Source organism: Streptomyces caatingaensis (genome assembly GCF_001187435.1).
GTDB lineage: Bacteria > Actinomycetota > Actinomycetes > Streptomycetales > Streptomycetaceae > Streptomyces > Streptomyces caatingaensis.
The window spans coordinates 91,612-116,574 of record NZ_LFXA01000014.1 but is presented as its reverse complement, the minus strand read 5'-3'; the positions used below and the strand labels follow the sequence as shown (position 1 = coordinate 116,574).

The window sequence follows — 24,963 nt, the reverse complement described above, 5'->3', positions numbered from 1 at the left end:
ATAGAACGGCAGTTGAGGGAATTCTCAGACTTTCCGTGTACGGTCCTGTCATGCCCTCCGTCGCACGCCCGCTCCGGGTCTGCCAGTTCGTGGCGACCGCCCTCCTCGCGGGGCTCCTCGCCGCCGGTGCCGCCCTGCCCGTCGTGGGCCCCCTGGGGGCGTACGCCAGAACCGCCGCGGAGGACTTCGAGGCCCTGCCCGCCGCCCTGCGGACGTCCGCCCTCACCCAGTCCTCCCGGATCTACGACGCCGACGGCGGCCTCGTCGCGACGGTGTACGCCCGCGACCGCACCGTCGTGCCCGGCGACCGGATCGCCCCGGTCATGCGCCGGGCGATCGTCGACATCGAGGACCACCGCTTCTACCGGCACGGCGCCCTCGACTCCCGGGCCGTCCTGCGCGCCCTCGGCACCAACGCGGGCCGCGGCCGCGTCACCCAGGGCGCGTCCACCCTGACCCAGCAGTATGTGAAGAACGTCTTCGTGGAGGCCGCGGGCGACGACGCCGCGGCCGTGCGCCGGGCCCGCCGCCAGACCCTCGACCGCAAGATCCGCGAACTGCGGTACGCCATCGGCCTGGAGAAGACCCGCTCCAAGGACGACATCCTCACCGACTACCTCAACATCGCCTTCTTCGGCGAGCAGGCGTACGGCGTCGAGGCCGCGGCGGAACGGTACTTCGGCGTGCACGCCGCCGACCTGTCCCTGCCGCAGGCCGCGCTGCTGGCCGGACTGGTCCAGGCGCCGACCGCGTACGACCCCGTCACCCATCCCCGCGAGGCCCGGGAACGCCGCGACACCGTCCTGCGGACGATGGCCCGCTACGGCACCGTCACCGGGGCGGAGGCGCGGCGGGCGATCGGCACGCCCCTGGGCCTGCGCGTCAGCGCGCCGCGCCAGGGCTGCGCCGCGGCCGCCGACGGCGCCGGGTTCTTCTGCGACTACGTGCGCCGGGCCGTCCTCGCCGACCCGGCGTTCGGCGGCACGGCGGAGCAGCGGCAGGCCCTGTGGCAGCGGGGCGGCCTGGAGATCCGCACCACGCTGTCGCCGAAGGCCCAGCGGGCCCTGCACCGGTCCGTCACCTCGCACGTCCTGCCCACCGACGACGCGGCCGCCGCGATGGCCGTGGTCCAGCCGGGCACCGGGCGGATCCTGGCGATGGGCCAGAGCCGTGACTACGGCCTGGGGGCCCACCGGACGCACATCAACCTCGCCGTCGGCAGGCGGATGGGCGGCGGCCTGGGCTTCCCGACGGGCTCGGTCTTCAAACCGGTCGTCGCGGCCGCGGCCCTGGAGAACGGCATCCGGCCCTCGCGCACGTACCCCTCGCCGTACGCCATGCCGTGGCCGGCCATGAGGGACTGCCGGGGGCGGGACTTCCCCGAGGCCGGCGAGGTCCACAACGACAGCCGGTCGCTGACCGGCCCGTACACCATGCCGGAGGCCATGGCCCAGTCCGTCAACACCTACTTCGCCCGGCTGGAGGCCGACACCGGGCTGTGCGACGTGGCCGCCATGGCGGGCCGGCTCGGCGTCACGGCCCGGGCCGACGGCAGCCCCCTGCAGGTGGTGCCCTCGCTCACCCTGGGCAGCAACGACCTCACGCCGCTGGACGTCGCGGGCGCCTACGCGGCCTTCGCCGCCCACGGCACGTACTGCTCCCCCGTCGCCGTCCTCTCGGTGCGCACCCCCGGGGGCCGCACCCTGCCGGGGCCGCCGTCCCGCTGCCGGCGGGCGATGTCCGCCGGCACGGCGGACGCGGTGACCGGCATGCTGCGCGGCGTCGTCGAGGACGGCACCGGGCGGCCCGCCGCGCTCACCGACCGCGACAGCGCGGGCAAGACGGGCACCACCGAATCGAGCAGGCAGGTCTGGTTCGCCGCCTACACCCCCGAACTGTCCGGCGCGGTGGTCGTCGGCGACCCGGCCCGGCCCCGGGACCTCGACGGGCAGAGCGTGGGCGGCGAGGTGGTGGACCGGGCGTTCGGCGGCACCCTGGCCGGGCCGGTGTGGCGCGACGCCGTCGAGGGCGCGCTGGAGGGGGAGCCGGCGGGCCGGCTGGCGTCGGGGGGCCGGGCCGTGCGGGAGGCCGCGCACGGGCCCGGGCGGAGCGGGCGGCACGGCTCGTCGCACTCCCGGTGAGCGCCGTCGCGCCCTGGGCGTGCGGGCCCGCCCGGTTCGTGCTTGGCTGTCGGGAGGTCTCTATCGCACGTTCCGCATCACCGGGAGTGACCATGGGCGACGCCGACGAGAGCGCCGAGAAGGCTCAGCAGATCCGCGACAAGGCCCGGCAGTTGGACGAGCGGGCGCGGCGGACCGAGGATCCGGGCGAACGCGAGCGCCTCCAGGAGCGGGCGCGCCGGCTGCGCGAGCGCGGCGACCGCAAGAGCGAGGCGGAGGACACGAGGGGACGTCCGCGGCCGATGTGAACCGGCACGCCCGGGGCGTCCCGCGCGGTCACCCGCCGCCGGAGGCCGCCGCCATGGCCGCGCGCAGCGCGCGCCGCGCCTCGCGGGCCGCCCAGTCCGCGGCGGCCCGTTCGGCGAGCCGGCGGCGCAGACCGCGGAAGGCCGGGCCGGGGAAGACCGGGCCGTCGAGCCCGACGGCCGCCAGCAGGGCGCCGAGCCGCAGGGCCCGGAGGTCGGCGGTGGCGTCGGCGTCCCCCTGTGCCGCCGCCTCGATCCGCGACCGCAGTTCCGCGACGGCGTCGTGCCCGAGGAGCGGGTAGCGGGTGACGGGCAGGACGCCCGCGAGGCGGCGGCGCCGGGCCCGCACCAGTCCGCGCGCGGCCAGGTGGTCGCCGTACCGCGCGATCGCGCCGCCCCGGGCGTGGCGGGCCAGCCACCTGCGGGTGAGGGCCCGGCCGGCCGTGCCGGAGGATCCGGTGACCGCGACCCTGCGGCCGTCGGCCTCCGGCCGGACGCTCCCGGTGAGCTCCCTCTCCATCAGTTCCGCGGCGGCCAGCGCGTAGCGGGTCCGCAGCCGGCCGCGCACGCGGCCGGACCCGGGTTCGAGGGCGAGCAGCATCAGATCCTCGGCCATGCTGGAACGGCCGTGGGCGGCGGCGGTCATACTTCCCGAGGTTAGGGCCGGCCCGGCAATCCGGTCACCCCGCCCCGCGGGCCCGGCGTGACCGGAACCCGGCGCGGGCCCCGCACCAACAGACCGGGCCGGTAAGGGAGTTCGTCCGGATCCGCGGCGAGGGTCAGGTGCGGGAAGGTCTCGAAGAGCAGCGGCAGGGCGATCGCCGCCTCCAGCCGGGCCAGCCGGGCGCCGGGGCAGAAGTGCGGCCCGTGGCCGAACGCGGCGTGCGGCGCCGGGCGTTCACCGCCGAGGAGCTGGCGGCCGGGGCGGAAGGCGTCGGGGTCGGGGAAGTGCCGCGGGTCGCGGTTGGCGGCCGCGAGGACGACGAGGACGGACGCGCCGGCGGGCAGCACCGCTCCCCCGCCGAGGTCCACCGGCTCGGTCGTGCGCCGCCATGTGGTGCCCTCCAGGGGGCTGGCGTGCCGCAGCGTCTCCTCGACGACGGCGGCCCAGCGCCGGGGCCCGCCGCGCAGGGCCGCGGCGCGCTCGCCGGGGTGGGTGAGCAGCAGGAGCGCGGCGGACGCCAGGAGGTTCATGGTGGTCTCGTAGCCGGCGAACAGCAACAGGAAGGCCATCGCGAGGAGTTCGGCGTCGTCGAGCCCGCCCTCGTCGGTGTCGTGCACCAGGGCGCTGAAGAGGTCGCCGCCCGGGGCGCGCCGCTTCTCCGCGATGAGGGCGGTGAAGTAGGCGTGGAGGGCGGACCACGCCTCGTCCACGGCGCCGGGCGCGAGCGCGTCGGCGGGCGATCCGACGCGGTAGGTCCACTCGCGCAGGTCGGCCCGGTCGGCTTCGGGCACTCCCAGCACTTCGCCGATCACGAGGACGGGCAGGGGGAAGGCGAAGGCGTCGACGAGGTCGGCTGTTCCGTGGCGCTCCAGCTCTGCGGCCAGGCCGGCCACCAGCCCGGCCGCAAGGCGCTCGATGCGCGGGCGCAGCGCGTCCACGCGGCGGGGGGTGAACGCGGCCGTGGTCAGGCGGCGCAGCCGGGTGTGGTCGGGGGCGTCGGAGTTGAGCATGTGGCGGGCGAGGCAGGCCCGGGCGCGTTCGGCGGGCGAGTCCGGTTTGGGCCGTCCGGCGCGCCGCGGCGGGACGTTGGAGAAGCGGGGGTCGGCGAGGACGGCCCGGGCCTCCCGGTAGCCGGTGACGAGCCAGGCGTGCGTGCCGTTGGCGAGCTCCACCCGCGCGGCGGGGCCGCGGGCGCGCAGCCGCGCGTAGTACGGGTGGGGGTCGCGCGCGAAGGCGGGGTCCGCCGGGTTCAGGAGTTCGGCCACCCGCACATCCTCACCGATCACCGGGGGTCGCGGTCCTGGGACAACGGTCAGGCCCGGCCGGGCTGTTCTGTGGGGTTCCTACAAGGGGCGGGAGGGTGCGGCGCGTTCCCGGCGGGTGGCGGGCCCGCCGGGGCGGTCGAGCCCGTACCGGGCGGAAGGGGTGCTGATGCCGGTGATGCCGGTGATGCCGGCTGCGTCGGCGAGGGCGGTGTCCGGCCCCGGCTGGGATTCCAGGCCGGGGGCCGGCGGATCCTGCACGGACACACCTTCACGGACGCACCTCCTCCGAACGCGTCGTGAGCCCCTTCACGCCATCTCCGCCCCGGAAGGGGCTCCGCCTCCCACCCGCTCAGCGGCGAGCGCCCTCGTCGAGGATGCGGAGGAATTCGCCCGCGAGCGGGGTGGTGCCGGTGCGCGGCCGGACGGGGACGTACTCGATGCGGGGCAGGTGGGGGAAGGGCAGCCAGACGGTGTCGGGCCGGCCGTGGTACTGCTCGGCGCGCGCGGAAGCGAACGTGACCCCCCGGCCGGCGCCGACCATGGCCAGCGCGTCCTGCCAGCAGCCGGCCACGAGCCGCGGGATGGGCGCTCCCGAGGGGGTGCGGCGCGGGCAGTGGTAGTCCAGCCAGTACGGGGGTACGGCGGAGGCGAAGGTGATGACGGTCGTGGCGGCCAGGTCCTCCAGGGTCACTCCGGAGGAGCGGGTGAACGGGTGCTCGCGGTGGACGAGGATCCTGCGGTCCTCGGCGATGAGGACGGGGCCGACGGCCAAGTCGGGCTCGTCGACGGGCAGTTCGGTGATCTGGAGGTGCACCTGGCCGCTGCGGATCGGCCCGAACGGGTCGGGGAGCTGGATCTCCCGGATGCGGACGTCCACGCCGGAGCGGCGGGCGGTGAGCCGGTCGGCGGTCCTGAGGACGAGCTCGGCCGCCATGGGGCTGGAATAGCCCACCCTCAGCACCTCGCGCGCGCCCCGCGCGGCGTCCGCCGCGTCGGCGAGGGCCCTCTGCATCTGCCGGTAGGCGGGCAGCAGGTCGTCGCGCAGCTTTTCGCCGACCGGGGTCAGGGCCACCTTCCGGCTGGTGCGCTCGAACAGCGGCACCCCGAGGCGGAGTTCCAGCTTCCGGATGGTCTGGCTGACCCGGCCCTGGGCCAGACCGAGCCGTTCCGAGGTGCGCCGGAAATGGAGTTCCTCGGCCAGCGTGAGGAACGCCTCCATCTCGTGCCGTTCCACCGTCGGCCCTCCCGTGGTCGTCGATTGGTGAGTGTGGCGCACCGATCGTAGATGATCTTCGCTATTGATCACGGCTTCGGAGCTGTGCAGAATGACTCCCGGCCGCAACGGCAGGGAAGAGCGCCAACGGACCGGTATGCGTACGCAAGCGAAACCGGAACGGCGTTCACCATGTTTCGCCGCGGCTTTTGAGAGAACCACGGGGGATGTTTCATGCAGGCGAACGGGGCGGGGACCGTCACACGATTTCTGTGTGCGGCTGCCGCATGGGGTGTGGGCCCGCTCGCCACGGAAGGCATTCCCTAGGACCGGCCGGGGCCGCACGCGGCCATCGGCGGTCGATCACTGAACCGCCGGGCGTACTTTCACCGATTCCGCCCGGCGGCATTTTCCCGAACCCTCTTCGGCAACAGGCCCGTCGGCATGCCGTCGTCCAGACGGCCGGGCGCCGATCACGAGTACAGCAAGAAGGAAAGAATGAACCGCAAGATAGCGAGCGCAGTGGCTTCTCTCGGTGTTTTCGCCGCGGCTACTACGGTTTCCGTCATCACCGCCGCTCCCGCTTCCGCGGTGACGTCCCAGTGCGTCCGGTACCTGCAGAGCAAGAACTACGCGCCCACCAATGAGCGCATCGAAGACTGCTCCATCGGCGGTCACTTCAACGGCATGGCCGACAAGGGCATCGCCCATCAGGCGTGCAAGTTCGGCCTGAACGCCACCGGCGTGCGGTTCGAGGACGCCATCACGGCCTGCAACTACGCGCAGGAGAGCCAGTAAAACGTTCCTCCGGACGGCCTGACGCCGCCGGAGCGAACGTGAGTCACCGCTGACCATGGCCGGTGGGTCCTCAACGACCCACCGGCCATGGCGCATTGGGCCGGCCCCGGCGGAAAGCCGGGCAGCCCGTCACCGCATCGCCCGCCGACGCGCCGGCGGGATCGCGGATGCAACAGCGCTCCTTTCAGGACGTCCAACTGACCATCGGGGCCGTGCCCTGTCCGCCCGCCGCAGAACCGATGGCGTCCTCCCCCGGACCGCCGCCGCACGACGTACTCATGGAGACGTACCCGGTGCTCCGGGGAGGACCAGGGTGAACGTGGTGCCGGGATGGGGGTGGTCGGAGCGGGCGGTGAGGGTGCCGTGGTGGCGTTCGGCGATGTCGCGGGCGATGGCGAGCCCGAGGCCGCTGCCGCCCGTGTCGCGGGTGCGGGCCTCGTCGAGACGGGTGAAGCGCTCGAAGACGCGCTCGTACTCGTCCGGGGCCAGGGGCGTGCCGTCGTTGTGGACGGTGACCGTGTGTGCGCGGCCGTCGGTGGTGATCTCCAGGACGACGGAGGTACGTGCGTGGCGTACGGCGTTGTCGAGGAGGTTGCGCAGCAGGCGGTGGAGCTGTACGCCGTCGCCGCGGACGGGGACCTGGTCGGGGGCGCCGCGCAGGGAGACGGGGTGACCGCGGTGCCGGTACTCGTGGACGAGTTCCGCGGCGAGGCCGGCCAGGTCGACGAGGGAGTGGGCGGCGGGGTGGTCGGGGCGGGCCAGCAGGAGCAGGTCCTCGGTGAGGGTGTGGATGCGCCGCGTGGCGGTGAGGGCGTTGCGGAGCGTCTGGTGCGCGTCGATGGCGTCGGGGTGGGCGAGGGCGGTCTCCAGCTCGTAGCGCAGTGCGGCGACGGGAGAGCGCAGTTCGTGCGAGGCGTCCGCGACGAAGCGGCGTTGGCGTTCCACGGCGGTCTCCAGCCGGTCCAGCGTGGTGTTGGTGGTCAGTGCCAGGCGGCGGACGGGGTCGCGGGCGTCGGGGACGGGGACCCGGCGGTCGAGGCTGGTGTCGGTGATCTCGGCGACCTCCCGCCGGATCGCCTCGACCGGGCGCAGGGAGCGGCGCGCCGCGGTCCAGGCGAGGGCGGCGACCAGCAGCGCGGCCAGCGGGACACCGGCCATGAGCGGGGTGCGCAGTGAGGCCGTGGCCAGCTCGGCGTCGCCGGGTGGCACGAGGACGTAGAGGGTGGAGCGGCACGACCCGTCGGCTTCGGTGGGCAGGCGGCATTGGCTCGCGGGGGTGTGCACGGCGGTGGCGAAGACGGTCATGGTGTGGTGGGCGAGGATATGGGCCTGCCGGTGGGCGATGAGCGCCTTCTGCTCGGCGGAGGTGTTGCTGCTGGGCGGCGGTTTCAGCGTTCCGTCGGAGCGGTGGAAGCGGTCGTGGTCGCGTTCGTCGACCGCGCCGACGTGGACCGTGCCCCGTTGCGGGCTGCCGGTCTCCCGGTGGCGGGGCTGGTCGGGGGGCGGCGGGAGCAGGGCCGGCAGGCCGCTGAGGTCCTGGGTGCCGCCGGCCGCGGCGACGGTGCGGCCGGCCCGGTCGATCTCGATGAGGGGCCAGCCGCGCAGGGGGTCGCCGAGGATTTCCTGGCCGGCGGCCGCCTGGCCGGCGAGTTGGACGGACAGGTCGTACGCCCGGTTGTCCGTCGTCCGGTAGGCGCCCGCGCGGACGTGCTGGAAGAGCCACCACGCCCCGGTGCCGAACAGCACGAGGGCGGCGACTCCCGCCACGAGCGCGATGCGCGCCTGCCCGGGCAGGCGGCGGAGCAGGGCCGGCGCACGGCGTGAGGGATGCCGCCGGACGGTCATCAGGGCTGTTCGCGGGGGGTGAGGCGGTAGCCGTGGCCGCGGACGGTCTCGATGCTGTGGGTGGCGAAGGGGGCGTCCACCTTCTTGCGCAGTGCGGAGATGTAGACCTCCACGATGGCGGTGCCCCCGGTGTAGGCCGGATCCCAGACCTCGTCGAGGATCTCCTCCTTCGACACCGGGCGGTCCGGTGCGTGCAGCAGACAGGTGAGGATCGCGAACTCCTTCGGGGTCAGGGCGAACTCGACGGCGCCCCGGCCCGCGCGGCGGGAGGTCAGGTCCGCCCACAGGTCGCCGGCGCGCAGCACGGACTGCCCGGCCGTGGCGGCGGCGCCGCGGCGCAGCAGGGCCCGCAGCCGTGCGAGCAGGACCACCGAGGAGAACGGCTTGACCAGGTAGTCGTCGGCGCCGGTGTCCAGGCCCTCCGCCTCGTCGTACTCGCCGTCCTTCGCGGTGAGCATCAGTACGGGCGTGTCGACGCCCGCGGCGCGCAGAGCGGAGCAGATGCGGTAGCCGTTCAGACCGGGGAGCATGATGTCCAGCACGATGACCGAGTGCCCACCGGCCAGGGCTCGCTCCAGCCCGGTGGTGCCGTCGCGGACGAGTTCGACGCGGTAACCCTCTGCTGTCAGACCGCGGTGCAGGGCGGGGCCGAGCTGTGGATCGTCCTCGATGACCAGGATGCCTTTCACAGAGTGCAGCCTGTCATGCCACCTGTCCCTTTTCCTCAAGATGACCTTTGGGTTCTTCAGGTCCTCTTTGGGTTGGGTCACGCATGCTGTGTCTCCGCCGCACAGGACGGACGGGCCCGTCGTCACTCACGGTCGACCGGTGTTGGACGGACCGGTCCGGCCGGGCCGATCCGGGCCGGTGCTCCTCCGCACCGTGATCGCTCCCACTCTGATCGCTCCCGCTCGGAAAGCCGTCCTCATGCCGCGGACCGCCGCCGTGACCGCCCGACCGCCTCCACTCGCCCCACCAGCCGCCCGAGGTGTACCAGCCCATGCGTATTTCCTTCCTGCTCCACAACGCCTACACCATCGGCGGCACGATCAGATCGACGTTCAACCTCGCCGCCGCGCTGGCCACCCACCACGAGGTGGAGATCGTCTCCGTCCTGCGCTACCGCGAGACGCCGGCCATGGGCGCACCGCCGAACGTGCGGCTGACCCATCTGGTGGACCTGCGCCGCACCTCCGCGCACTATGACGGCGACGATCCTCGTCACGCCCGGCCCGCCCGCGTCTTTCCCCGAGCGGACGGCCGGCACCGGCAGTACAGCCGTCTCACGGACGAACGCATCGGCCGCTATCTGTCCCGCCTGGAGACGGACGTGATCGTCGGCACCCGGCCCGGGCTGAACGTGCACATCGCCCGGCAGGCCCACCCCGCCGCCATCAGGGTCGGCCAGGAACACCTCGCCCTCTCCGGCCACGGGTTGCGCATGCGCCACGAGATACGCCACCGCTATCCCCTGCTGGACGCGCTCACCACCGTGACCGAGGCCGACGCCCACGCCTACCGTCAACTCGGCCTGCCCGGCGTGCGGGTGCAGGCGATCGCGAACAGCGTCCCCGCCCTGACGGCGGAACCGGCCGAGCACACCGGCAACGTCGTCGTGGCCGCGGGACGGCTCATCCCGGTGAAACGCTACGACCTCCTCGTCAGGGCCTTCGCCCACGTCGTCGCCGCGCACCCGGACTGGCGGCTGCGGATCTTCGGCCGGGGCGACACCACCGGCGACGAACGGCGCGCCCTGACCGCCCTCATCGACAGCCTCGGGCTGAACGGCCACGTCTTCCTCAACGACCATGTCGGCGCGCTGGAGCACGAGTTGGCGAAGGCGTCCATCGCCGTCTCCGCCTCCGACCGGGAGTCCTTCGGCATGACCATCGTCGAGGCCATGCGCTGCGGCCTGCCCGTCGTCGCGACCGACTGCCCCCACGGGCCGCGCGAGATCATCACCCACGGCGTGGACGGACGCCTGGTCCGCCCCGGCGACGTCGACGGCCTCGCCGCCGCGCTGTGCGACCTCATCCGTGACACCGCCCTGCGCCGGCGCATGGGGCAGGCGGCCCGGCAGAACTCGGCCCGCTTCGCCCCGGACCGCATAGCCGGGCAACACCTCGCCCTCTACCAGGAGTTGCTCGGGCGCGGCCCCGGCAAACGCTCCCTCGGCCCGCTGCGGGAATCCGCTCACCGGGCGCGTACCGCCGCCATCGACACCGCCCACACCCTGCGGTCGACTGCGCGCCGGGCGGTGAGGAAGTAGCCCCGTCCCGTCTCACGTCAGCGGCGCGGGCGAGCGCACTCGCCCCTCGGGGCCGGCCGAAACCGTCCTTCCGCCGATTGCGGCGTACTACCGGCCATGGGCTTCGGCCCCGGGAGCTGCGAGCATGAGCAGGCCTGATCCGACGATCCTCGTCCTGTGGAGGCTTGATGCGTGCAGGTGTCGTGGTCGCCGCGCACCCCGGTGTGGAGGATCTCGCCGTGCGGGCCGAGGAGTTGGGCCTGCACAGCTTCTGGGTCAACGACAGCCCGATGGTCCACGGCGACCCCTTCGTCGCCCTGGGCCTGTGCGCGAAGGCCACCCGCCGCATCCGGCTCGGTATCGGTGTGACCTCACCGGCGTTGCGCTCGGTCCCGGCCGCGGCGAGCGGGTTCGCCAGCCTCAACGCCCTGGCGCCGGGCCGGATCATCTGCGGGGTCGGTACCGGGAACACCGCTCGTCGCACCCTGGGCATGCGCCCGGTCTCGACGGCTGCGCTGGAGAACTTCACCGCGGCGCTCCAGGAGCTGTGCGCCGGGCGCTCGACCGAGTACCGCGAAGGAGACCGGGTCCGCGACATCCGGTTCCTGCACTCCGGGGCGCACGTGAACACCGGCGATCCGATCGAGTTCGTCGTGGCCGCGCTGCACGGACCCAAAGCCGCCGGCGTCGCCGGCCGCCGCGGCGCCGGCCTCGTCTCCTTCGGCCTGCTCGACCCCACCGCCTGGCGCGCGCTGCACGACGCCCGCCGCCGAGCCGCCCGGGACACGCCCCGCACCCCCGCCTCCCACCCCAACTCCTACCTGGTCACCGCGCTCCACCTGCTGCGCGGCGACGAGGACTCCGACAGCGACGCCGCCCGGGACGCGACAGGTCACCTCGTCCTGTCACTGCTGGGCTTCGCCGCCGACACACCCGCCTTCGCCGATCGCCTCGCCCCCGACCAGCGCGAGGCGGTGCGGCAACTCCTCGACCGGCGCGGCACCACCGCCACCGCGCCGGACCGCTACACCAAGATCTACCCCAACTACCTCGGACGCATCACCCCGCAGGAGCGGGACCTGATCCTGCCCTCACTGATGAACAGCGTGGCCCTCGTCGGCACCCGCGACGACCTCCGCACGCGCCTCACCGCTCTGGAACAGGCGGGCGTCGGCGAGCTCCTCATCCAACCGGTGATCGACCCACCTGCCGAGATGGCCCAGCTCACCGAACTCCTCGCCTGAGCGCCCGCCTCTGGGCGGGGGAAGGACGTCGGCCGGTCAGCTCGACGCCGTTGCCGACGACGCGTTTGCGTTCGTTCCTCGCCGGTGAGGGCGGTCCACGCCCCGGACGAAGTCGATCGCCCGGCTCGGGCCGGGGTGAAGCGCAGGAGCGCCACGCCCACCCACCAAGCGACTGTGCGGGCGAGAAGCACGTGATGACTGCCGAAGGCTCCGTACTGCGGGTTGCCGCGCGGGCGCAGGACGCCGGGTTCCCGGCGGACATGCCGACCCGAGACGGTGTGTTGGCGACCGGGCCTGCGCAACCCGGCAGGGCGACAACCACACCCCCGGCACCGCCGCAAGTCCCGCGGCACAAGGAACAAGCTCCCCGTACGGGTGAAACAACGCTTGGCGTTGCCCACCCTCGGGGAGGCTCATCGGCATCGCAACTGTGCGTCATCGTGGGGGTGTTCATGCGTCGTCTTGCCGTCGTCCTCCTGGGGATTCTCGCCTTCTTCGGCTTCGCCGTCCCGTCGGCGAGCGCGGTGTCGGACCACAACGGTCTCCGCACCTGTTCCTTCGGGGACGCCATCGGTCCTGTCGAGTCGCCCATCGCGGTGACCGTCGGACTCCCCGACTGCCTGATGCCGTGAGCCGAGCCCCCGCCCTGCGCCGGCCGTCCGGCGCAGGGCGGGGCGATCGCGTCCATCCGGGATGAATCGATCGTTGATCGGCTGTCTATCGCCACCCCATAGCTTTCCGGTGCATTGCTTCCGGGCTTGCGGCCCAGGCCCTTCACACCAGAAAGCTGATCAACTCCATGTTTCGCAGAGTCACCAAAGCTCTGACGGTCGCCGTCACGGCTCTCGCGGCCACAGCCGCCCTCGGCGTCGCCGTTCCCACGACGGCCTCCGCCGACATCCCCAACGGTCTGGACTGCCGCCAGTTCGTCGGCGGAGTGAGCAAGTCCGTCGTCAGGACGGGGGTCATCACCCCCAGGAGCTCCGAGAGCGGCCTCGGGGCCGAGGCCGGATCCCTCATCGGCGGGGTCTTCTCGGGGGCCAACTTCGTCAAGGCCCTCATCGACGAGTCCCGGAAGAGCGCCGAGACGCGCGCCGACCAGGCGGGCTTCGTCGAGAGCCTGGAGAAGAAGCTGGAGTACCTCACCAAGGGCGAGTACAACATCAGCATCTTCCGCGCCGGCCGCGGCTTCAAGGAGAACGTCCTCCAGAAGTCCAACTGCTACGGCACCGTCCAGTACCAGGGCAAGGACGACTCCGCCTCCTACGACGTCTACGTCTTCGACTCCGACGGCCAGGTCTGGAGCGACGAGGGCAACTACGGCTACCAGAACTGGCGCCACTACGGCCACACCCACTCCACGGGCCAGGCGGGCAGCCGTTCGGACAAGTACACCTACTGGTTCCCCACCCGCAGCCAGAAGTCGGCGCACGACGCCGCCGACGCCCGCAACGCCGGCAGCGGCATCAAGCCCGCCCACGGCCGGGTCACGTCCCTGATCTCGGACAACGGCTTCGCCGCCGACCTGCACAACGCCAGCACCAACCCCGGCACCAGGATCAAGGCTTTGGGCCCCAACGGCAACCAGGCCCAGAAGTGGGCCCTGTGGGACAAGGGCAACGGCCGCTGGCTGATCGAGACCGACTTCCGGGGCGGCATGGTGATGGACGTCGTCCCCAACGGCTGGAACACGCACCTGGTGAAGGAACACGGCGGCACCAACCAGCTGTGGCGGTTCGAGGACTACGGTAACGGCTGGTACAAGATCCGCTCCGTCTACAACATGGAGAACGGCTATCCCAACGGCGGTTGCCTGACCGCCGACAGCCAGGACGCCGACCTCCACGCCTGGAACTGCGAACGCGGCTTCGGCGGCGGCCAGCTGTGGCGCCTGCCCGGCTGACCCGCTCCCTGCCGTCCCCGGACCGACGGATCGCCCCCCTCGGTCCGGGGACGAACTACCCGACCCCCGCCCGTGACATGACGAGCACGCGCACCGCCCAGGAAGAGACCTGTGGCCGGATGCAGCGGTCAACCCGCCGGCCTCTCACGGGCGTTGGGTAGGTATGAGCGGCGGAAGCCGCGCTGACCGTTCCGGGAGCGCGAGGTCGGCCGGAAGGCCCGGGAAGGGGAGCCACCATGGGTGACACGACCGAGAGCGGAACGCCCGGTGACGAAGGCGCACCGGATGCCGCGACGCCACCTGCCCAAGGCCGGCCTCGCAGCGTCGAGGCATCGGCGCGAGTGCGACCGGGAGGGGGCACGGAGAGGGCATCAGCGGAGTACGGAGCCACCACCGTGGCCAATGGGTCCGCCAAGGTCGACGTCGCCAGGCTCACGCAGGCCATGAGGGCCATGCTCGACGCCTCGGCGAAGGGGGTGAAGCTGGACTACGACGACCCTTGGAAGATCGCGGAGTACGCCCTCTCGATCCTCTACTCCATGATGGGGTTCTTCCCCGGGGGAACCCAGCTCGTCGGAATCTGTCAGATCGTCACCAGCCTCTTCTGGCCCAACGGCGCACAGAGGATGTGGGAGAAGCAGCTGGAGATCATCTCGAAGCTGATAGACGCCAGGATCGAGCAGAAGGAGATCACCGATCAGGCATCCCTCATCGTAGGCATGAAGGATGGCCTGAACGAGTACGCGGCCGCCGTCAACGCCCTCCAGAACAATCCGACCGACACGGGCGCAAAGGAGCGTGTCCGAACCTACTTCAGGTCGGCTTACGGCGACGTCGTCCAGAGGATTCCCAGCTTCCAGAAGCAGGGCTACGAAACCGTCTCGATCTTCAACTTCGCCCTTGCGGCCAACATGCGCCTCCTCATGCTGGCCGACGCCGTCAAGTACGGCCACAAGTGGGATCTTCCCGGCGATGAAATCAGTCATTACCGGAACGAATTCAACCGGCTCGTCGGGAGGAGCTCCACCGAGGTGACGCATGAGGAAAACCGCCGCCACCTCGGCCGCCTGGAAGAGAGCATCAAGGCGGCACCGGAACTGGGTCTGAGCGCCAGGGGCGTCAGTGCCCTGACGAAGGAACGCGACCGCATCCGTGACCAGCGGAACGCCCCTCAGCACACCTCTCAGGGAAACTACGTCAAGTGGGTCATCGACTGGACCGCCGAGGGTGCCAAGAAGACATCACTCTCCCCGGAGAGCATCCACTACAACGGGTACGACAAGGGCGGCAGGGAAGGAAACGAACAGAAGGCCAGGTGGGACTACGCCTCGGCCCTGGCACTCGGCGTCTACCTCTATTCCGACCTCTGGCCCCTCCTCCTACAGGAAAAGGGCGACCTGCCGGTCCGGAACCTCTGCTACCCCGTGGGCCGCGGTACGGAGAACATGAGCGTCCTCCTGACCGACCACGAGGACACCGGCAAGCCCTACGGACGCACCGACCAGCTCGGCTACAGCAAGTGGATCACCGGGGTGAAGCTCTGGCCCTCCACCGACAGGAATCTGGGTTCCCTGGCAGTCCGCCGCGGAAACGGCGAATACGAGCGGTACGAGGCAACAACCTACGGCGAGCCGAGCGTACTTGAGCTCGGCAACGACGAGTACATCTCCTGCGTCGAAATCTGGTACGGCTTCAAGGTCGGCAAGGTCAAGCTAACGACCAACAAGAACCGCGGCATCGAAGCCGGCAACCGGCACGACTCGCACTACCACGACGACCACGACAGGGAAGGGCACCTCACCTACGCGCCCGACGGCTACCGCCTGTCCTACCTGGCATCCACCCAGTCCTCCGCAAGTCACCCGACCGGCACCGAGGGCCTCGTCCTCGGCTGGTGGCCCCTCGCCATCGACGTCGAGCACGACCCCACCCCCACTCCCGACCCCATCAAGGACGGGCACCCCTACCGCCTGTGGATTGAGCACAGTGACAGGCTCCTGGAAAGCCCGCCGGGTGACACGGGTCCGCTTCAATCAGGGCAGCCCAGGCCCTGGCTGAACGATTGGTTCTACTTCGTTTCCAGTCCAGGCGGCGGCTACAACATGCTGGTGAGTGGCGGCGGCGGCAGCAAAACGTTCTACATCACGGACAACAGTGATTACGTGCGCCAGAGTTCACACAAGGCGGATGCCGCAACCTGGTACCTCGAATCCGCGGGCAGCGGACTTTTCTACGTCCGCCACGGTTCTTCCCCCTCGGGATATTTGACAGTACCTCCCGGTGGGTGGATCGTGACCCGCGAAAAAGGTGCCCCCAACTCGCAGTTGTGGCGCTTGCAGGACATGGGGTAGCCGGATCCTCAGCCGCAAGCACAGCGGATATTGCCGGCCTGCGGCGATGCGGCCACTCGACAGGTCGCGCGGCACCGGGAAGTCCTGATGCGCCCGCGGCGCCCCCATGACAAGGCGGGCGGCGATGTCGCGCGGGCCTGCCCACCGGGTGGCCGGCGCCCCAACCGCCCGCCCGACACCCACCGCGGCGGGGAGCCGGCCGGATCCGGCCGGCTCCCTCACGTCCGTCGGATCAGTGGGCCTGCCGCCCGGTCGCGGCCGGGGCGAAGGCCCCGCAGTTGGTCTTGTAGCGGGCGACGACGTAGCCGTCGATCTCGCCGCCCCAGTCCACGCACTTGCCCTTGGCGTCCAGGTACACCGGCCCCGCGTAGGAGGTGAAGAGCCCGTACTGCTCCTGCTTCGACTTCACGTCCTTGTCGCGCTGGATCCACGAACCGACCCACAGCCGTGCGCCGGTGGAGGTGTTCCGCTTGGTGACCACACAGTTCTTGCCGGTGGCGGCGTTGTAGGTCAGGAAGACCGCGCCGCGCCCCGGGATCGGGACCTGGTTGACCTGGGCGTAACCGGCGCCGCACTCGTGGTTGTAGGCGGCGGTGGGGCCGGCGGGAGCCGCGACGGACGTCCCGGCTCCCGCCGCCAGCGCGGTGACCGTGGTGGCGGCGAGCAGCGCGGCTCCGGCGACACCGGTACGTACAGCACGCTTCACTGTGTCCTCCGTCAAAGTCGAAGTGCCGGTTGGTGATGGTGCGGCGGGACGGCCGTCTCCCCTGCCACACAGACACTCCACACCCCGAAGAGGTTGCGCGCCCCTCCCTCCCCACGATGCAGAACCGGCCACATCGCGGCGCCGCGGACGTCTCCCCCGCCGATGCCCCCCGCGGATGTCTCCCACGCGGACGTCAGCCCTTGAGGGCGCTGCGCGACTTCCAGGCGGGCCAGTCCAACTGCCAGGCGCCGAAGCCGTTTCCGGGATCCGTCGCCTCGGTGTTCCGGGTGTTCTTCACGACGACCGGGTCGCCGAGGCGGATCCGGTCGAAGAGCTTCTTGGCGTCGGAGCTGTGCATGCCGACGCAGCCGTGGCTGTCGTTGAGGGAGCCCATCTTGTCCGCGTTCCAGTCGGCGGCGTGGATGAACGTGCCCGAGGACGTCAGGTGCACCACCGAGGTGGTGGGCAGGCTCGGGTAGGCGTCGCCGAGGCCGACCGACGCGGACTTCATCGTCTCGTGGGCGTTCTTGGCGAGGACGACGTGCGTGCCGCCGCGGGTCGGGTAGGTGTCGGAGCCGGCGGATATCGGATAGGCGGCCACCTCCTTGCCGCCTTCCGTGACCGTCATGCGGTGCGCGGCGACGTCCACGGTGACGACGCGGTTCTCGCCGACGGTGAACGCCAGGTCGTAATCGCGGGCGAAGTAGCGCCCCTGGCCGCTCGGCAGGCCGGCGAGCGCGCCCTTGAGGGAGACCTTCGTGCCCGGCTTCCAGAACTCCTTGGGCCGCCAGTCGATCCGGTCGTTGCCGTCGAGATCCTTGACCCAGCCCCAGGACCCTTCCGTCCTCGGTGACGTCTCGACGCGCAGGTTCCGCTCGATGTCGGCCTTCTGGGCGTCCGTGACGGGGTGGTCGAAGAGCAGCGAGACCGGCTGCGCCACGCCGACGGTCGACCGGTTGCCGGGCTGGAGTTCCAGCTTGTTGGGCTTCTCGGGCGCGGCAGTGGTGATCGTCGCGGACCCGCTCCGCTCACCGCCGTTCCTGGCCCTCGCCTTGTAGCCGACCTTGTAGGTGCTGCTGGGCCTGGTCCCCGTACGGGACGTCCAGGAACGGCCGTCGGCGGCGAGCGCGCCGTCCAGGCGCTGTCCGCGCTGATCAGTGACGGTCACATCGGCGAGGACGCCGTCGCCCCCTGTCACCTTGAGCGTGATCGGGAACCCGGGGGCCGCGCCGGTCGTCCTGCCGGCCGGTGTCATGCCGACCTCGACCCCCTCGGCTCCGCCGCTCGCGCCGTCCGCCCGCCCTCCACCGCCGGAACCGCCGCACGCGGTGGTGAGCAGCAGCCCGGCCGTCGCGGTCAGCGGCAGCAGGGCGCGGGAGGCGGTTACGGTACGGATCACGACGGCAGCTCCGGATAAGACGGGAAGTGAGGGAAGTAAGGGAAGTAAGCGGCGACTCGTCCCATTGGCATCGCCAACCACACAGACCGGTACCGCGCCTTGTCGGTTCCCCTCACCCCGACCCTCTTTCTCCGTGACCTGCGTCACGTGCAGTGAGCTCGGGGACGTACGAGGGCTCGCTCGGCGGCGCAGCCTGGCCCGCTCCCCGCGGAGGGCCCCCGCCGCGGACGAAGGCGCTGCACACAGAACGAACTTCGCGTCCCCAAGGGCCCGCCCCACTGCCCCTCCAGAGCCGGCTGCCCAACCTGGCCGTCGCCGACCTCATGCCCCGCCGGCGCGGACGGCCCGCCGATCGCCTCGCTCCGCCGGCACATTCCGGCGATTCGAGGTAAGGGAGAGCAGGGATCCGGCGACGTGCCCGAGAGCGCACGGCACCGATCAGGAGCGCCGAGGACTCACCGCCGCCACGTCGACCGCCCTCCCCCACCAACGTGTCACGACACTGCGTCAGGCCCGCCCGCTCGGCCCTCCGGTCTCCGTCACGGCCCTGCGGAACACGGCCCGGACGGCCACGGCGCAGGCGTAACCGGCAACGCACCCGAGGGAGTTGGCCAGCAAGTCATTGACATCGGCCGTCCGTCCGGACGAGGTGAGGTACTGCGTCACCTCGATGGCGAGGGAGCCGAGAAATCCGCAGGCCGCCGCGGCCGCGAAGCGCAGACCCGCACTGGCCGACAGCAGGCCGCCGGGGACGAACATGAGGATGTTCAGGAGGAAGTCCCGGACGTCCGCCGGATTCGAGACGTCGAGCAGCTCGACATTCACCGCCCGCCCCCCGCCGGAGCGCGTGCCGAACGTCAGGCCCACCACCCCGGCCACCCACAGCCATCCCAGAGCGGCGCACACGCGATGGGACATCCGCCGGGGGCGGCCCGCCAGAAACGTCACTGCCGCGATGGCGGCACAGCCGAGGACGCCGATGCCGAGGGCCATGGAAAAGGACACGGGGACGCTCTCTCCTTCGATTCCCGACGCGGCGGGGGTGGGGCAGCAGGTATCGGAGGGAGAGACGTGAAGGGCGAAAAGTCCGGTTCTTACGTAAGTGGTGACGTATCTCACCAGGGAGCCCCGGGGCGGGCACGAATCCAGCGTCTCCGGGCCAGGGCCGGTCCGTTGATTCGGTCGTCTGGTCAGCGGTCTGCCCAGTACGGCACCCACACGTCGTGCGGGGTTCGCGGGCCTGCGGCGCGCAGATGGTCGCGTAGTGCAGTCAGCACGGGGTGCTGGTCTCCGCTGCGGAACAGCAGCATGTGCGGGTAGACCGGGGTCGGTTCGTGCAACCGGATGCGCCGCAGGTCGTGGTTCTGGGGCCACAGATAGCGGTCCCCGTTGCCGACGAGGGTGGTCAACGGGGCCGAGTCGGCCAGTGCGTCCATCAGGGCCTCGTCACCGAAGTTCGGGCCCAAGCGCGTCGATGCTCAGACCGAAGGCCTCGGACAGCGCCTGGTAGAACGCCGCCCACTCCGTGCCCGGCCTGATCCCGGGGATCCAGATGCGGTGGCCGGCCAGGTCCGCAGGACTGACCCAGGGCGCGTCAGCCAGCGAGTGGCTGGAGCCGACCATGAGCTCCAGGGACGCGTCCAGAAGTCGTTCGGCACTGATCCCGGCCGGGATCTGGTCTGCTGGCAGGGGACGGAAGGACGCGTCAACGCTGCCTTCGAGCACCGCCTGGGCGGCCTGGTCGGCATTTTCCTTGCTCAGCGTGACCGCGTCCAGGTCCATTTCGGGGTGGGAGCGGTAGAACCGGTAGACGGCCTGGGCCGGGGAGATGCGCCGATTGAGGACATCGACGCGCAAGGGGCGGCTGCCGGGCGCACGGCCTGCTCGGCCTGCTCGATGGCCGCCAAGACCTTCTTGGCGTGCGGCAGGAAGACCTGCCCGTCCAGGCTCAGTCGGGAGCCTCGGGAGGTTCGCACCAGAAGCACGACCTCGATGTGTCTCTCCAGGGCCGCGATCCGCTTGGGGACTGCCTGCTGGCTGATCCCCAACTCGTCGGCCGTAGCCTGGAACTGGCCATTCTCGGCGATGGCCACAAACGTCCGCAGCGCTTCAACATCCACGCTTCTACCCTGATCCCACAGCCACTGGTTGTGGCCGGTGTGGTGCCGGGTCGTTTGATCGAGTGTTCCGAGTGGTGGTGGGATCAGCGTATGTCCACCCGCACAGAGCAAGTCATGTATGTCCGTACGCCCGAGTTCGCGCGCCATGCGGAGCGAATCGCGGAAGTGACCGACGCGACGTCTCGGCTGAACGTGCTGCCGTTCAGCGACCACAGAGGTCGGGCTGAACTACTGGCTGTTGTGTTCGGTGACCCGCTCCCCGAGTCGGTGACGATCTATCCCCCGTTCTTCACCGAGCACGGGCTGAACACGACGTTCGGGGAGAACGTCTTCGTCAACCAGGGATGCACCTTCATGGACAAGGGAGGCATCAGCATCGGCAACGGCGTCATGATCGCCCCGAAGGTCAGCCTCATCACCGGGGGGCACCCTCTGCCCCTGGCCGAGCGCCGCGAGTACCTCTCCTTCGCCCCGATCACCATCGAGGACGACGTCTGGATCGGGACGGCTGCCGTGATCATGCAGGGGGTGACCATCGGTGCCGGTGCGGTGGTCGCTGCCGGTGCGGTGGTCACTCGTGATGTTCCTGCCGGCACCGTGGTCGCGGGAGTGCCCGCCCGGGTGATCAAGACGATCGACTGAGTCCGGCCGCCGGCCCGGGTGCGCAGCACCTCTGCGGTCCGGTTCCTGATGCCTCGTCACACCCGGCCGACCGACCGGCAGTGGGACCGTGTCCGGCCTCTGCTGCCCTCCGGTATCGGTCACCGTGGCAAGCCGTGGGCCGACCACCTGCGCATGGGGGAGGCGATCGTCCACCGGTACCGCACCGGTATTCCTCGGCGAGACCTCCCCGGCGGGTTCGGATCCTGGAAGACCGTGTGGGCCGGCCACCGCCGCCGGGCCGCCGACGGGACCTGGGACCGCGTACTCGGCGTGCTGCGCGCCCGCGCGGACGACGATGGGCTGATCGACTGGTAGGTGACGGTGGACTCCGCCATCACCCGGGCCCACCAGCACGCCACCAGCAACCGCCGCCCCGACAAGTGCTGGGCCCCAGCCCGAGGACAGGGCCTTCGACGCCCACCGAGAGCCTGTCAGGCACTGCTATCGGCCGTTCCCGCGGCGGGCTGACCACGAAGATCCACCACCCGGTGGACGGTCAGAGCCGACCGCTGGCCATCGTCGTGACGCCCGGGCAGGCGCACGACGGCCAGTCCCCGCCCTTGCTGCCGGGAGCCTGCGAGTCCCCAGGACGGGGCAGGCCGCCCGCGCACGACCCCGACCATGCTGCTCGGGGACAAGACCTACTCCTCCCGCGGGATCCGAGCGGCACCCAAGACCCGCGGGATCACCGTGGTCATCCCTGAACGGAGTGACCAGCAGGAGCATCGTCGCCGCCGCGGTTCAGCAGACGGGCGTCCGCCGAAGTTCGATCCGGTGGCCTACGAGAACCGCACCGTGGTCGAGCGGTCCTTCGCCCTGCTCAAGCAGTGGCGGGACCTGGCCACGAGGTTCACAAGCTCGCGATCGCCGACCGCTCGGCCGCGGTCCTCGCCGCAGTGCTGGTCCGGGCTCGCAGTCAACGGACAGGCCTTAGACGTCCCGTCCGCACAGCCGGTCCACCAGCGCCGTGGTGGACCGCTGCCCGGTCAGCGGGAACTCCCAGAGCTCCGCCGACAGGACGTCCGCGGCCCGCTGCTTCTCCCGCACGTACGGATCGTTCTGCGTACAGGCGAGGGCCCGCGGCGCGAGCGTGGCCAGGAGCTTCGCGTAGTCGTCCCAGTAGACCCGTCCCGGATCGCCGTGGACGACGAACACCGCCTCCACACACTCCAGCGCCGCCAGGATCTCGGCCCGCTCGGCCTCCGGCTGGACGGGACGCCGCGGCCCCTTCCAGGCGGCGGTACGGCGGTCGTCCTCGACGCCCACGACCAGCGGCAGGCCGCGCGACGCGGCGTCCTTGAGGAAGCGCACGTGCCCGACGTGCAGGAGGTCGAACACTCCGGTCACCACCACCGGACCGGAGCGACGCGGTCTCCCGGTCACCCAGTCCAGGCCGAGGCCGGCGGATTCCGGAGTTCCGTCGTGATGACCGTTCATGCTGTCCCCCGTTTACATCTGCGCTTCATTTCGCGGCAGTTGCCGACATCCCGTCACCATAACAGCCGTCGAAGCAGCCTCGTTTTCAACGGCCTTGTCCTGGAGCGTCCGCTCTCTCCCCCACCGGCGGCCGAGCCGGCCGGTGACCGACTGGGCCCTCCCCGGTATGCGCGGTGGGCGGAGACACCGCCGAGCATCCCCACCCGGACCGCTCGAATTCGCCGCAGCCACACACATCGAGATCCCCAAGTGCCCCGTCGTACATGGGAATTGCGCTAAGCTCCCGCGACGGATTCAGCCTGCACCAATGTGTGTGGTGCGGGGAGAACGAAAATGCCGTCGCCCCCGGGAGCCATACTCCGGGGGCGACGTCGAGTGGCGCGGGCTCGCGCCTGCACTCTGTGTGGCACGCGCCTCGATGCACGGGGCATGGAGCCACCGCCAGGAAGATGACGGGGAGGCCCCATGGAACGCATCGGGATCATCGGCGTGGGCGAGATCGGCCGGGCCATCGTGACGGGACTGTGCGACGGCGTCGAGGAGCCGCCGGAGATATACCTGTCGCCTCGCGGCGCCCGCACTTCCGCCGCGCTCTCCGGCAGTATCCGAACGTGCACGTGTGCGCTGACAACCAGGACGTCGTGAACCACTCCGACGTGGTAATCATCGCCGTTCGCCCTCTGGACCACGCCGAGGCGCTCGCCGGACTCCGGATCGACGGAGACCGTGTCGTTATCAGCCTGATCGCCGGCGTCGGCATCGACGGACTGCGCCGGACGCTCGGCACGGACGCTCCCCTGGTACGCGCCATCCCGCTCCCCACCGTGCGCGAGCGCCGGTCCGTCACCGTCATCCACCCCTCCCACCCGGTGGCCGACGCCCTCTTCGGCCGGCTGGGCGAGGCACTCCCGGTCGCGGACGAAGCGGACTTCAGCGTCTTCTCCGCGCTGACGGGCACCCTGACCACCCATTACCGGTACCTGGCCACCCTCACGGCCTGGGCCTCCCGGCAGGGGATCCCCGAGGACGCGGACCGTTACGTCCGCAGCCTCTTCGAGGGCGTCGGGCGCTCGCTGGGTGACAGCACGCGTTCCCTGGACCAGCTCGCGCGTGACCACGAGACCCCGAACGGAAGCAACGAGCGCCTCCGCACCACGTGGTTCGACGCGGCCAACTCCGAGGCGCTGTCCAGGGCACTCGACGCCCTCCTCGCCCACCTCGGGTAGCCCCTCCGGCCGGTCGCCGGGGGGCAGCCGGGCAGACGACGGCACTCGGGATCGGGCAACACGCCGGTCTCGGCGGCCGCCCCGCGGGCACCGATCCGTCAGAGCGGGTTGAGACGGGCCTTGAGCAGGCAGAACTCGTTCCCCTCGGGGTCGGCGAGGACGTGCCAGGGCTCGTCGCCCGTCTGACCGATGTCGGCCGGCCGCGCCCCGAGCTCCAGGAGGCGTTCGAGCTCGGCGTCCTGGTCGCGGTCGGTGGCGTTGACGTCGATGTGCAGCCGGGACTTGCCCGGCTCCGGCTCGTCACTGCGGCTGAGGAAGATCGTCGGCTGCGGGCCGCCGAATCCTTCGCGCGGGCCGATCTCGATGCTGCCGTCCTCCTCGCGGTCGAGCACGACGAAGTCCAGGACCTCGCACCAGAACCGCGCCAGCACCTCGGGCTCGCGGCAATCGAGCACGAGTTCACCGATACGACATGCCATTGAGGGAACCTACTCTCAGCGCACGGACTTCCATGGGCTCCCCCGTGGAGGGAACACGCCCGTGACCGTACCGGGCGGGGCGAGCGGGCGCGAAGGGTTTTCGGGGGCGGATGGGCCGCGCGTGAAGATCGGCATCGCGTGAGTGTCAGACCCTGCTGCCATGATGCGGTCATGATTCTCCAAGCGTGTGTGAACGGCCCCAGAAGCAAGCGGGAGTTCGCCTCCCTGCCCGTCTCGCCGGACGAGATCGCCGAGGCGGCGCGGGGGGCGGTTGCGGCGGGAGCGGTGGATCTCCATGTGCATCCCAAGGACCCGTCGGGGGCGGACACTCTCGCGCCCGACGTGGTCGCGGAGGTGGTCGGGCGGGTCCGGGCGGTGGTGCCGGGCGTGCCGGTGGGGGTGACGACCGGGGCGTGGGCCGTGCCGGATCCCTACGAGCGGGCCAAGTTGGTGCGGGCGTGGACGGTGCTGCCGGACCACGCCTCGGTCAACTGGCATGAGGAAGGCGCGGATCTGGTAGCCGCCGCCCTGGCCGAGCGAGGGGTGGGGATCGAGGCGGGGTTCTTCTCCGGGACGGACGCGGTCACCCGGTACGGCGCCTCGCCGTTCGCCGGAAAGGTGCTGCGGATCCTCGCCGAGGTCATGAGCGAGGGGGACGAGGGAGGCGGGGCGGACGCAAAGGCCGCCGAGACCGCGGCCGGGGCGTTGTTGAGGGAGATCGGGACGATCGGGGACGGCGGCATACCGGTGCTGTTGCACGGTCAGGACGGCAGCGCATGGCCAGTGCTGCGGAGGGCCGTGCGGGAGGGGCTGTCCGTCCGGATCGGTCTGGAGGACGTCCTGGAGTTGCCGGACGGCACACGGGCCGGGGGCAATGGGGATCTGGTGCGGGCGGCGGCACGGGAGTTGGGACGGTGAGCGGCTGACGGGCGGTCGGCCGGGCCCCGCGTCCACTCCTGCCGCGTGCGACGCCGGTC

Annotated in this window: 22 protein-coding genes and 2 pseudogenes; 12 read left to right on the top strand and 12 right to left on the bottom strand. The window is 71.4% G+C overall.

Annotated features, from left to right (window positions below; translation table 11 throughout):
• Positions 1 to 50 precede the first annotated feature (50 nt).
• Positions 51 to 2,141: a transglycosylase domain-containing protein gene (locus AC230_RS21235; RefSeq protein WP_053161317.1), complete on the top strand. Its 2,091-nt coding sequence runs from the start codon at positions 51 to 53 to the stop codon at positions 2,139 to 2,141.
• A 92-nt stretch (positions 2,142 to 2,233) separates the two neighbouring features.
• Entirely contained in the window at positions 2,234 to 2,428 is a 195-nt protein-coding gene (locus tag AC230_RS21230; protein WP_049717915.1) for a DUF6381 family protein, read from the top strand.
• 28 nt (positions 2,429 to 2,456) lie between these two features.
• On the opposite strand, the gene AC230_RS21225 is transcribed toward AC230_RS21230, so the two are convergent.
• From AC230_RS21225 to AC230_RS21210, 4 genes are all read right to left on the bottom strand, one after another.
• Positions 2,457 to 3,071, bottom strand: coding sequence for a GPP34 family phosphoprotein (locus tag AC230_RS21225; RefSeq protein ID WP_049717914.1), 615 nt, complete (start codon positions 3,069 to 3,071; stop codon positions 2,457 to 2,459).
• 11 nt (positions 3,072 to 3,082) lie between these two features.
• Complete coding sequence (locus AC230_RS21220; RefSeq protein ID WP_049718060.1) at positions 3,083 to 4,354, bottom strand: cytochrome P450 family protein; 1,272 nt, start codon at positions 4,352 to 4,354, stop codon at positions 3,083 to 3,085.
• Positions 4,355 to 4,432: 78 nt separating this feature from the next.
• Positions 4,433 to 4,612 (bottom strand): hypothetical protein, encoded by a 180-nt coding sequence (locus tag AC230_RS21215; protein WP_157868634.1) that lies wholly within the window; start codon positions 4,610 to 4,612, stop codon positions 4,433 to 4,435.
• Positions 4,613 to 4,703: 91 nt separating this feature from the next.
• Positions 4,704 to 5,588, bottom strand: coding sequence for a LysR family transcriptional regulator (locus AC230_RS21210; RefSeq protein ID WP_241833317.1), 885 nt, complete (start codon positions 5,586 to 5,588; stop codon positions 4,704 to 4,706).
• A gap of 477 nt (positions 5,589 to 6,065) precedes the next feature.
• Between AC230_RS21210 and AC230_RS21205 the strand changes: the two genes are divergently transcribed.
• Positions 6,066 to 6,365, top strand: coding sequence for a hypothetical protein (locus AC230_RS21205; RefSeq protein WP_157868633.1), 300 nt, complete (start codon positions 6,066 to 6,068; stop codon positions 6,363 to 6,365).
• A gap of 276 nt (positions 6,366 to 6,641) precedes the next feature.
• Here AC230_RS21205 and AC230_RS30420 read toward each other — a convergent pair whose 3' ends face one another.
• Both AC230_RS30420 and AC230_RS21195 read right to left on the bottom strand, forming a co-directional pair.
• Entirely contained in the window at positions 6,642 to 8,210 is a 1,569-nt protein-coding gene (locus AC230_RS30420; RefSeq protein ID WP_053161316.1) for a sensor histidine kinase, read from the bottom strand.
• On the bottom strand, positions 8,210 to 8,899 hold the full coding sequence (locus AC230_RS21195; RefSeq protein WP_049717911.1) for a response regulator transcription factor: 690 nt from the start codon (positions 8,897 to 8,899) through the stop codon (positions 8,210 to 8,212). The genes AC230_RS30420 and AC230_RS21195 overlap by 1 nt, the downstream gene beginning before the upstream one ends.
• 311 nt (positions 8,900 to 9,210) lie before the next feature.
• Here AC230_RS21195 and AC230_RS21190 point away from each other — a divergent pair, with 311 nt between their 5' ends.
• From AC230_RS21190 to AC230_RS21170, 5 genes are all read left to right on the top strand, one after another.
• Positions 9,211 to 10,479, top strand: coding sequence for a glycosyltransferase family 4 protein (locus AC230_RS21190; protein ID WP_049717910.1), 1,269 nt, complete (start codon positions 9,211 to 9,213; stop codon positions 10,477 to 10,479).
• A gap of 167 nt (positions 10,480 to 10,646) precedes the next feature.
• Positions 10,647 to 11,702, top strand: a complete 1,056-nt coding sequence (locus AC230_RS21185; RefSeq protein WP_049717909.1) for an LLM class flavin-dependent oxidoreductase — start codon at positions 10,647 to 10,649, stop codon at positions 11,700 to 11,702.
• Between the two features lie 452 nt (positions 11,703 to 12,154).
• Positions 12,155 to 12,334 (top strand): hypothetical protein, encoded by a 180-nt coding sequence (locus AC230_RS21180; protein ID WP_157868632.1) that lies wholly within the window; start codon positions 12,155 to 12,157, stop codon positions 12,332 to 12,334.
• 167 nt (positions 12,335 to 12,501) lie between these two features.
• Entirely contained in the window at positions 12,502 to 13,605 is a 1,104-nt protein-coding gene (locus AC230_RS21175; protein WP_049717907.1) for an RICIN domain-containing protein, read from the top strand.
• A 236-nt stretch (positions 13,606 to 13,841) separates the two neighbouring features.
• Positions 13,842 to 15,956 carry an insecticidal delta-endotoxin Cry8Ea1 family protein gene (locus AC230_RS21170; RefSeq protein WP_078871461.1) on the top strand — a complete coding sequence of 705 codons (2,115 nt, stop codon included), beginning with the start codon at positions 13,842 to 13,844 and terminating at the stop codon, positions 15,954 to 15,956.
• A 232-nt stretch (positions 15,957 to 16,188) separates the two neighbouring features.
• Here the strand turns inward: AC230_RS21170 and AC230_RS21165 are convergent, their stop codons facing one another.
• The 4 genes and pseudogenes from AC230_RS21165 to AC230_RS21150 form a co-directional block, all read right to left on the bottom strand.
• Positions 16,189 to 16,662: a hypothetical protein gene (locus tag AC230_RS21165; protein ID WP_049717905.1), complete on the bottom strand. Its 474-nt coding sequence runs from the start codon at positions 16,660 to 16,662 to the stop codon at positions 16,189 to 16,191.
• A gap of 193 nt (positions 16,663 to 16,855) precedes the next feature.
• Positions 16,856 to 18,061, bottom strand: coding sequence for a L,D-transpeptidase (locus AC230_RS21160; protein WP_049717904.1), 1,206 nt, complete (start codon positions 18,059 to 18,061; stop codon positions 16,856 to 16,858).
• A 507-nt stretch (positions 18,062 to 18,568) separates the two neighbouring features.
• Complete coding sequence (locus AC230_RS21155; protein WP_049717903.1) at positions 18,569 to 19,066, bottom strand: VanZ family protein; 498 nt, start codon at positions 19,064 to 19,066, stop codon at positions 18,569 to 18,571.
• 185 nt (positions 19,067 to 19,251) lie between these two features.
• A pseudogene (locus tag AC230_RS21150) lies at positions 19,252 to 20,181 on the bottom strand (LysR family transcriptional regulator).
• 114 nt (positions 20,182 to 20,295) lie between these two features.
• Here AC230_RS21150 and AC230_RS21145 point away from each other — a divergent pair.
• Both AC230_RS21145 and AC230_RS31350 read left to right on the top strand, forming a co-directional pair.
• Positions 20,296 to 20,823: a sugar O-acetyltransferase gene (locus tag AC230_RS21145; protein WP_049718057.1), complete on the top strand. Its 528-nt coding sequence runs from the start codon at positions 20,296 to 20,298 to the stop codon at positions 20,821 to 20,823.
• A gap of 48 nt (positions 20,824 to 20,871) precedes the next feature.
• Positions 20,872 to 21,761 (top strand): annotated as a pseudogene (locus AC230_RS31350) (IS5 family transposase); the annotation flags it as partial.
• 13 nt (positions 21,762 to 21,774) lie between these two features.
• On the opposite strand, the gene AC230_RS21135 reads toward AC230_RS31350, so the two are convergent.
• On the bottom strand, positions 21,775 to 22,281 hold the full coding sequence (locus tag AC230_RS21135; protein ID WP_049717902.1) for an adenylyltransferase/cytidyltransferase family protein: 507 nt from the start codon (positions 22,279 to 22,281) through the stop codon (positions 21,775 to 21,777).
• Positions 22,282 to 22,544: 263 nt separating this feature from the next.
• On the opposite strand from AC230_RS21135, the gene AC230_RS21130 reads away from it, so the two are divergent.
• Entirely contained in the window at positions 22,545 to 23,507 is a 963-nt protein-coding gene (locus tag AC230_RS21130) for an NAD(P)-binding domain-containing protein (protein WP_338399822.1), read from the top strand.
• Positions 23,508 to 23,605: 98 nt separating this feature from the next.
• Here AC230_RS21130 and AC230_RS21125 read toward each other — a convergent pair whose 3' ends face one another.
• The gene (locus tag AC230_RS21125) at positions 23,606 to 23,986 is read right to left on the bottom strand and encodes a VOC family protein (protein WP_049717901.1); all 381 of its coding nucleotides are present in this window, start codon (positions 23,984 to 23,986) and stop codon (positions 23,606 to 23,608) included.
• A 171-nt stretch (positions 23,987 to 24,157) separates the two neighbouring features.
• Here AC230_RS21125 and AC230_RS21120 point away from each other — a divergent pair, with 171 nt between their 5' ends.
• A complete protein-coding gene (locus AC230_RS21120; protein WP_049717900.1) occupies positions 24,158 to 24,904 on the top strand; it encodes a 3-keto-5-aminohexanoate cleavage protein in 747 nt (248 codons plus the stop codon).
• Positions 24,905 to 24,963: the final 59 nt, after the last annotated feature.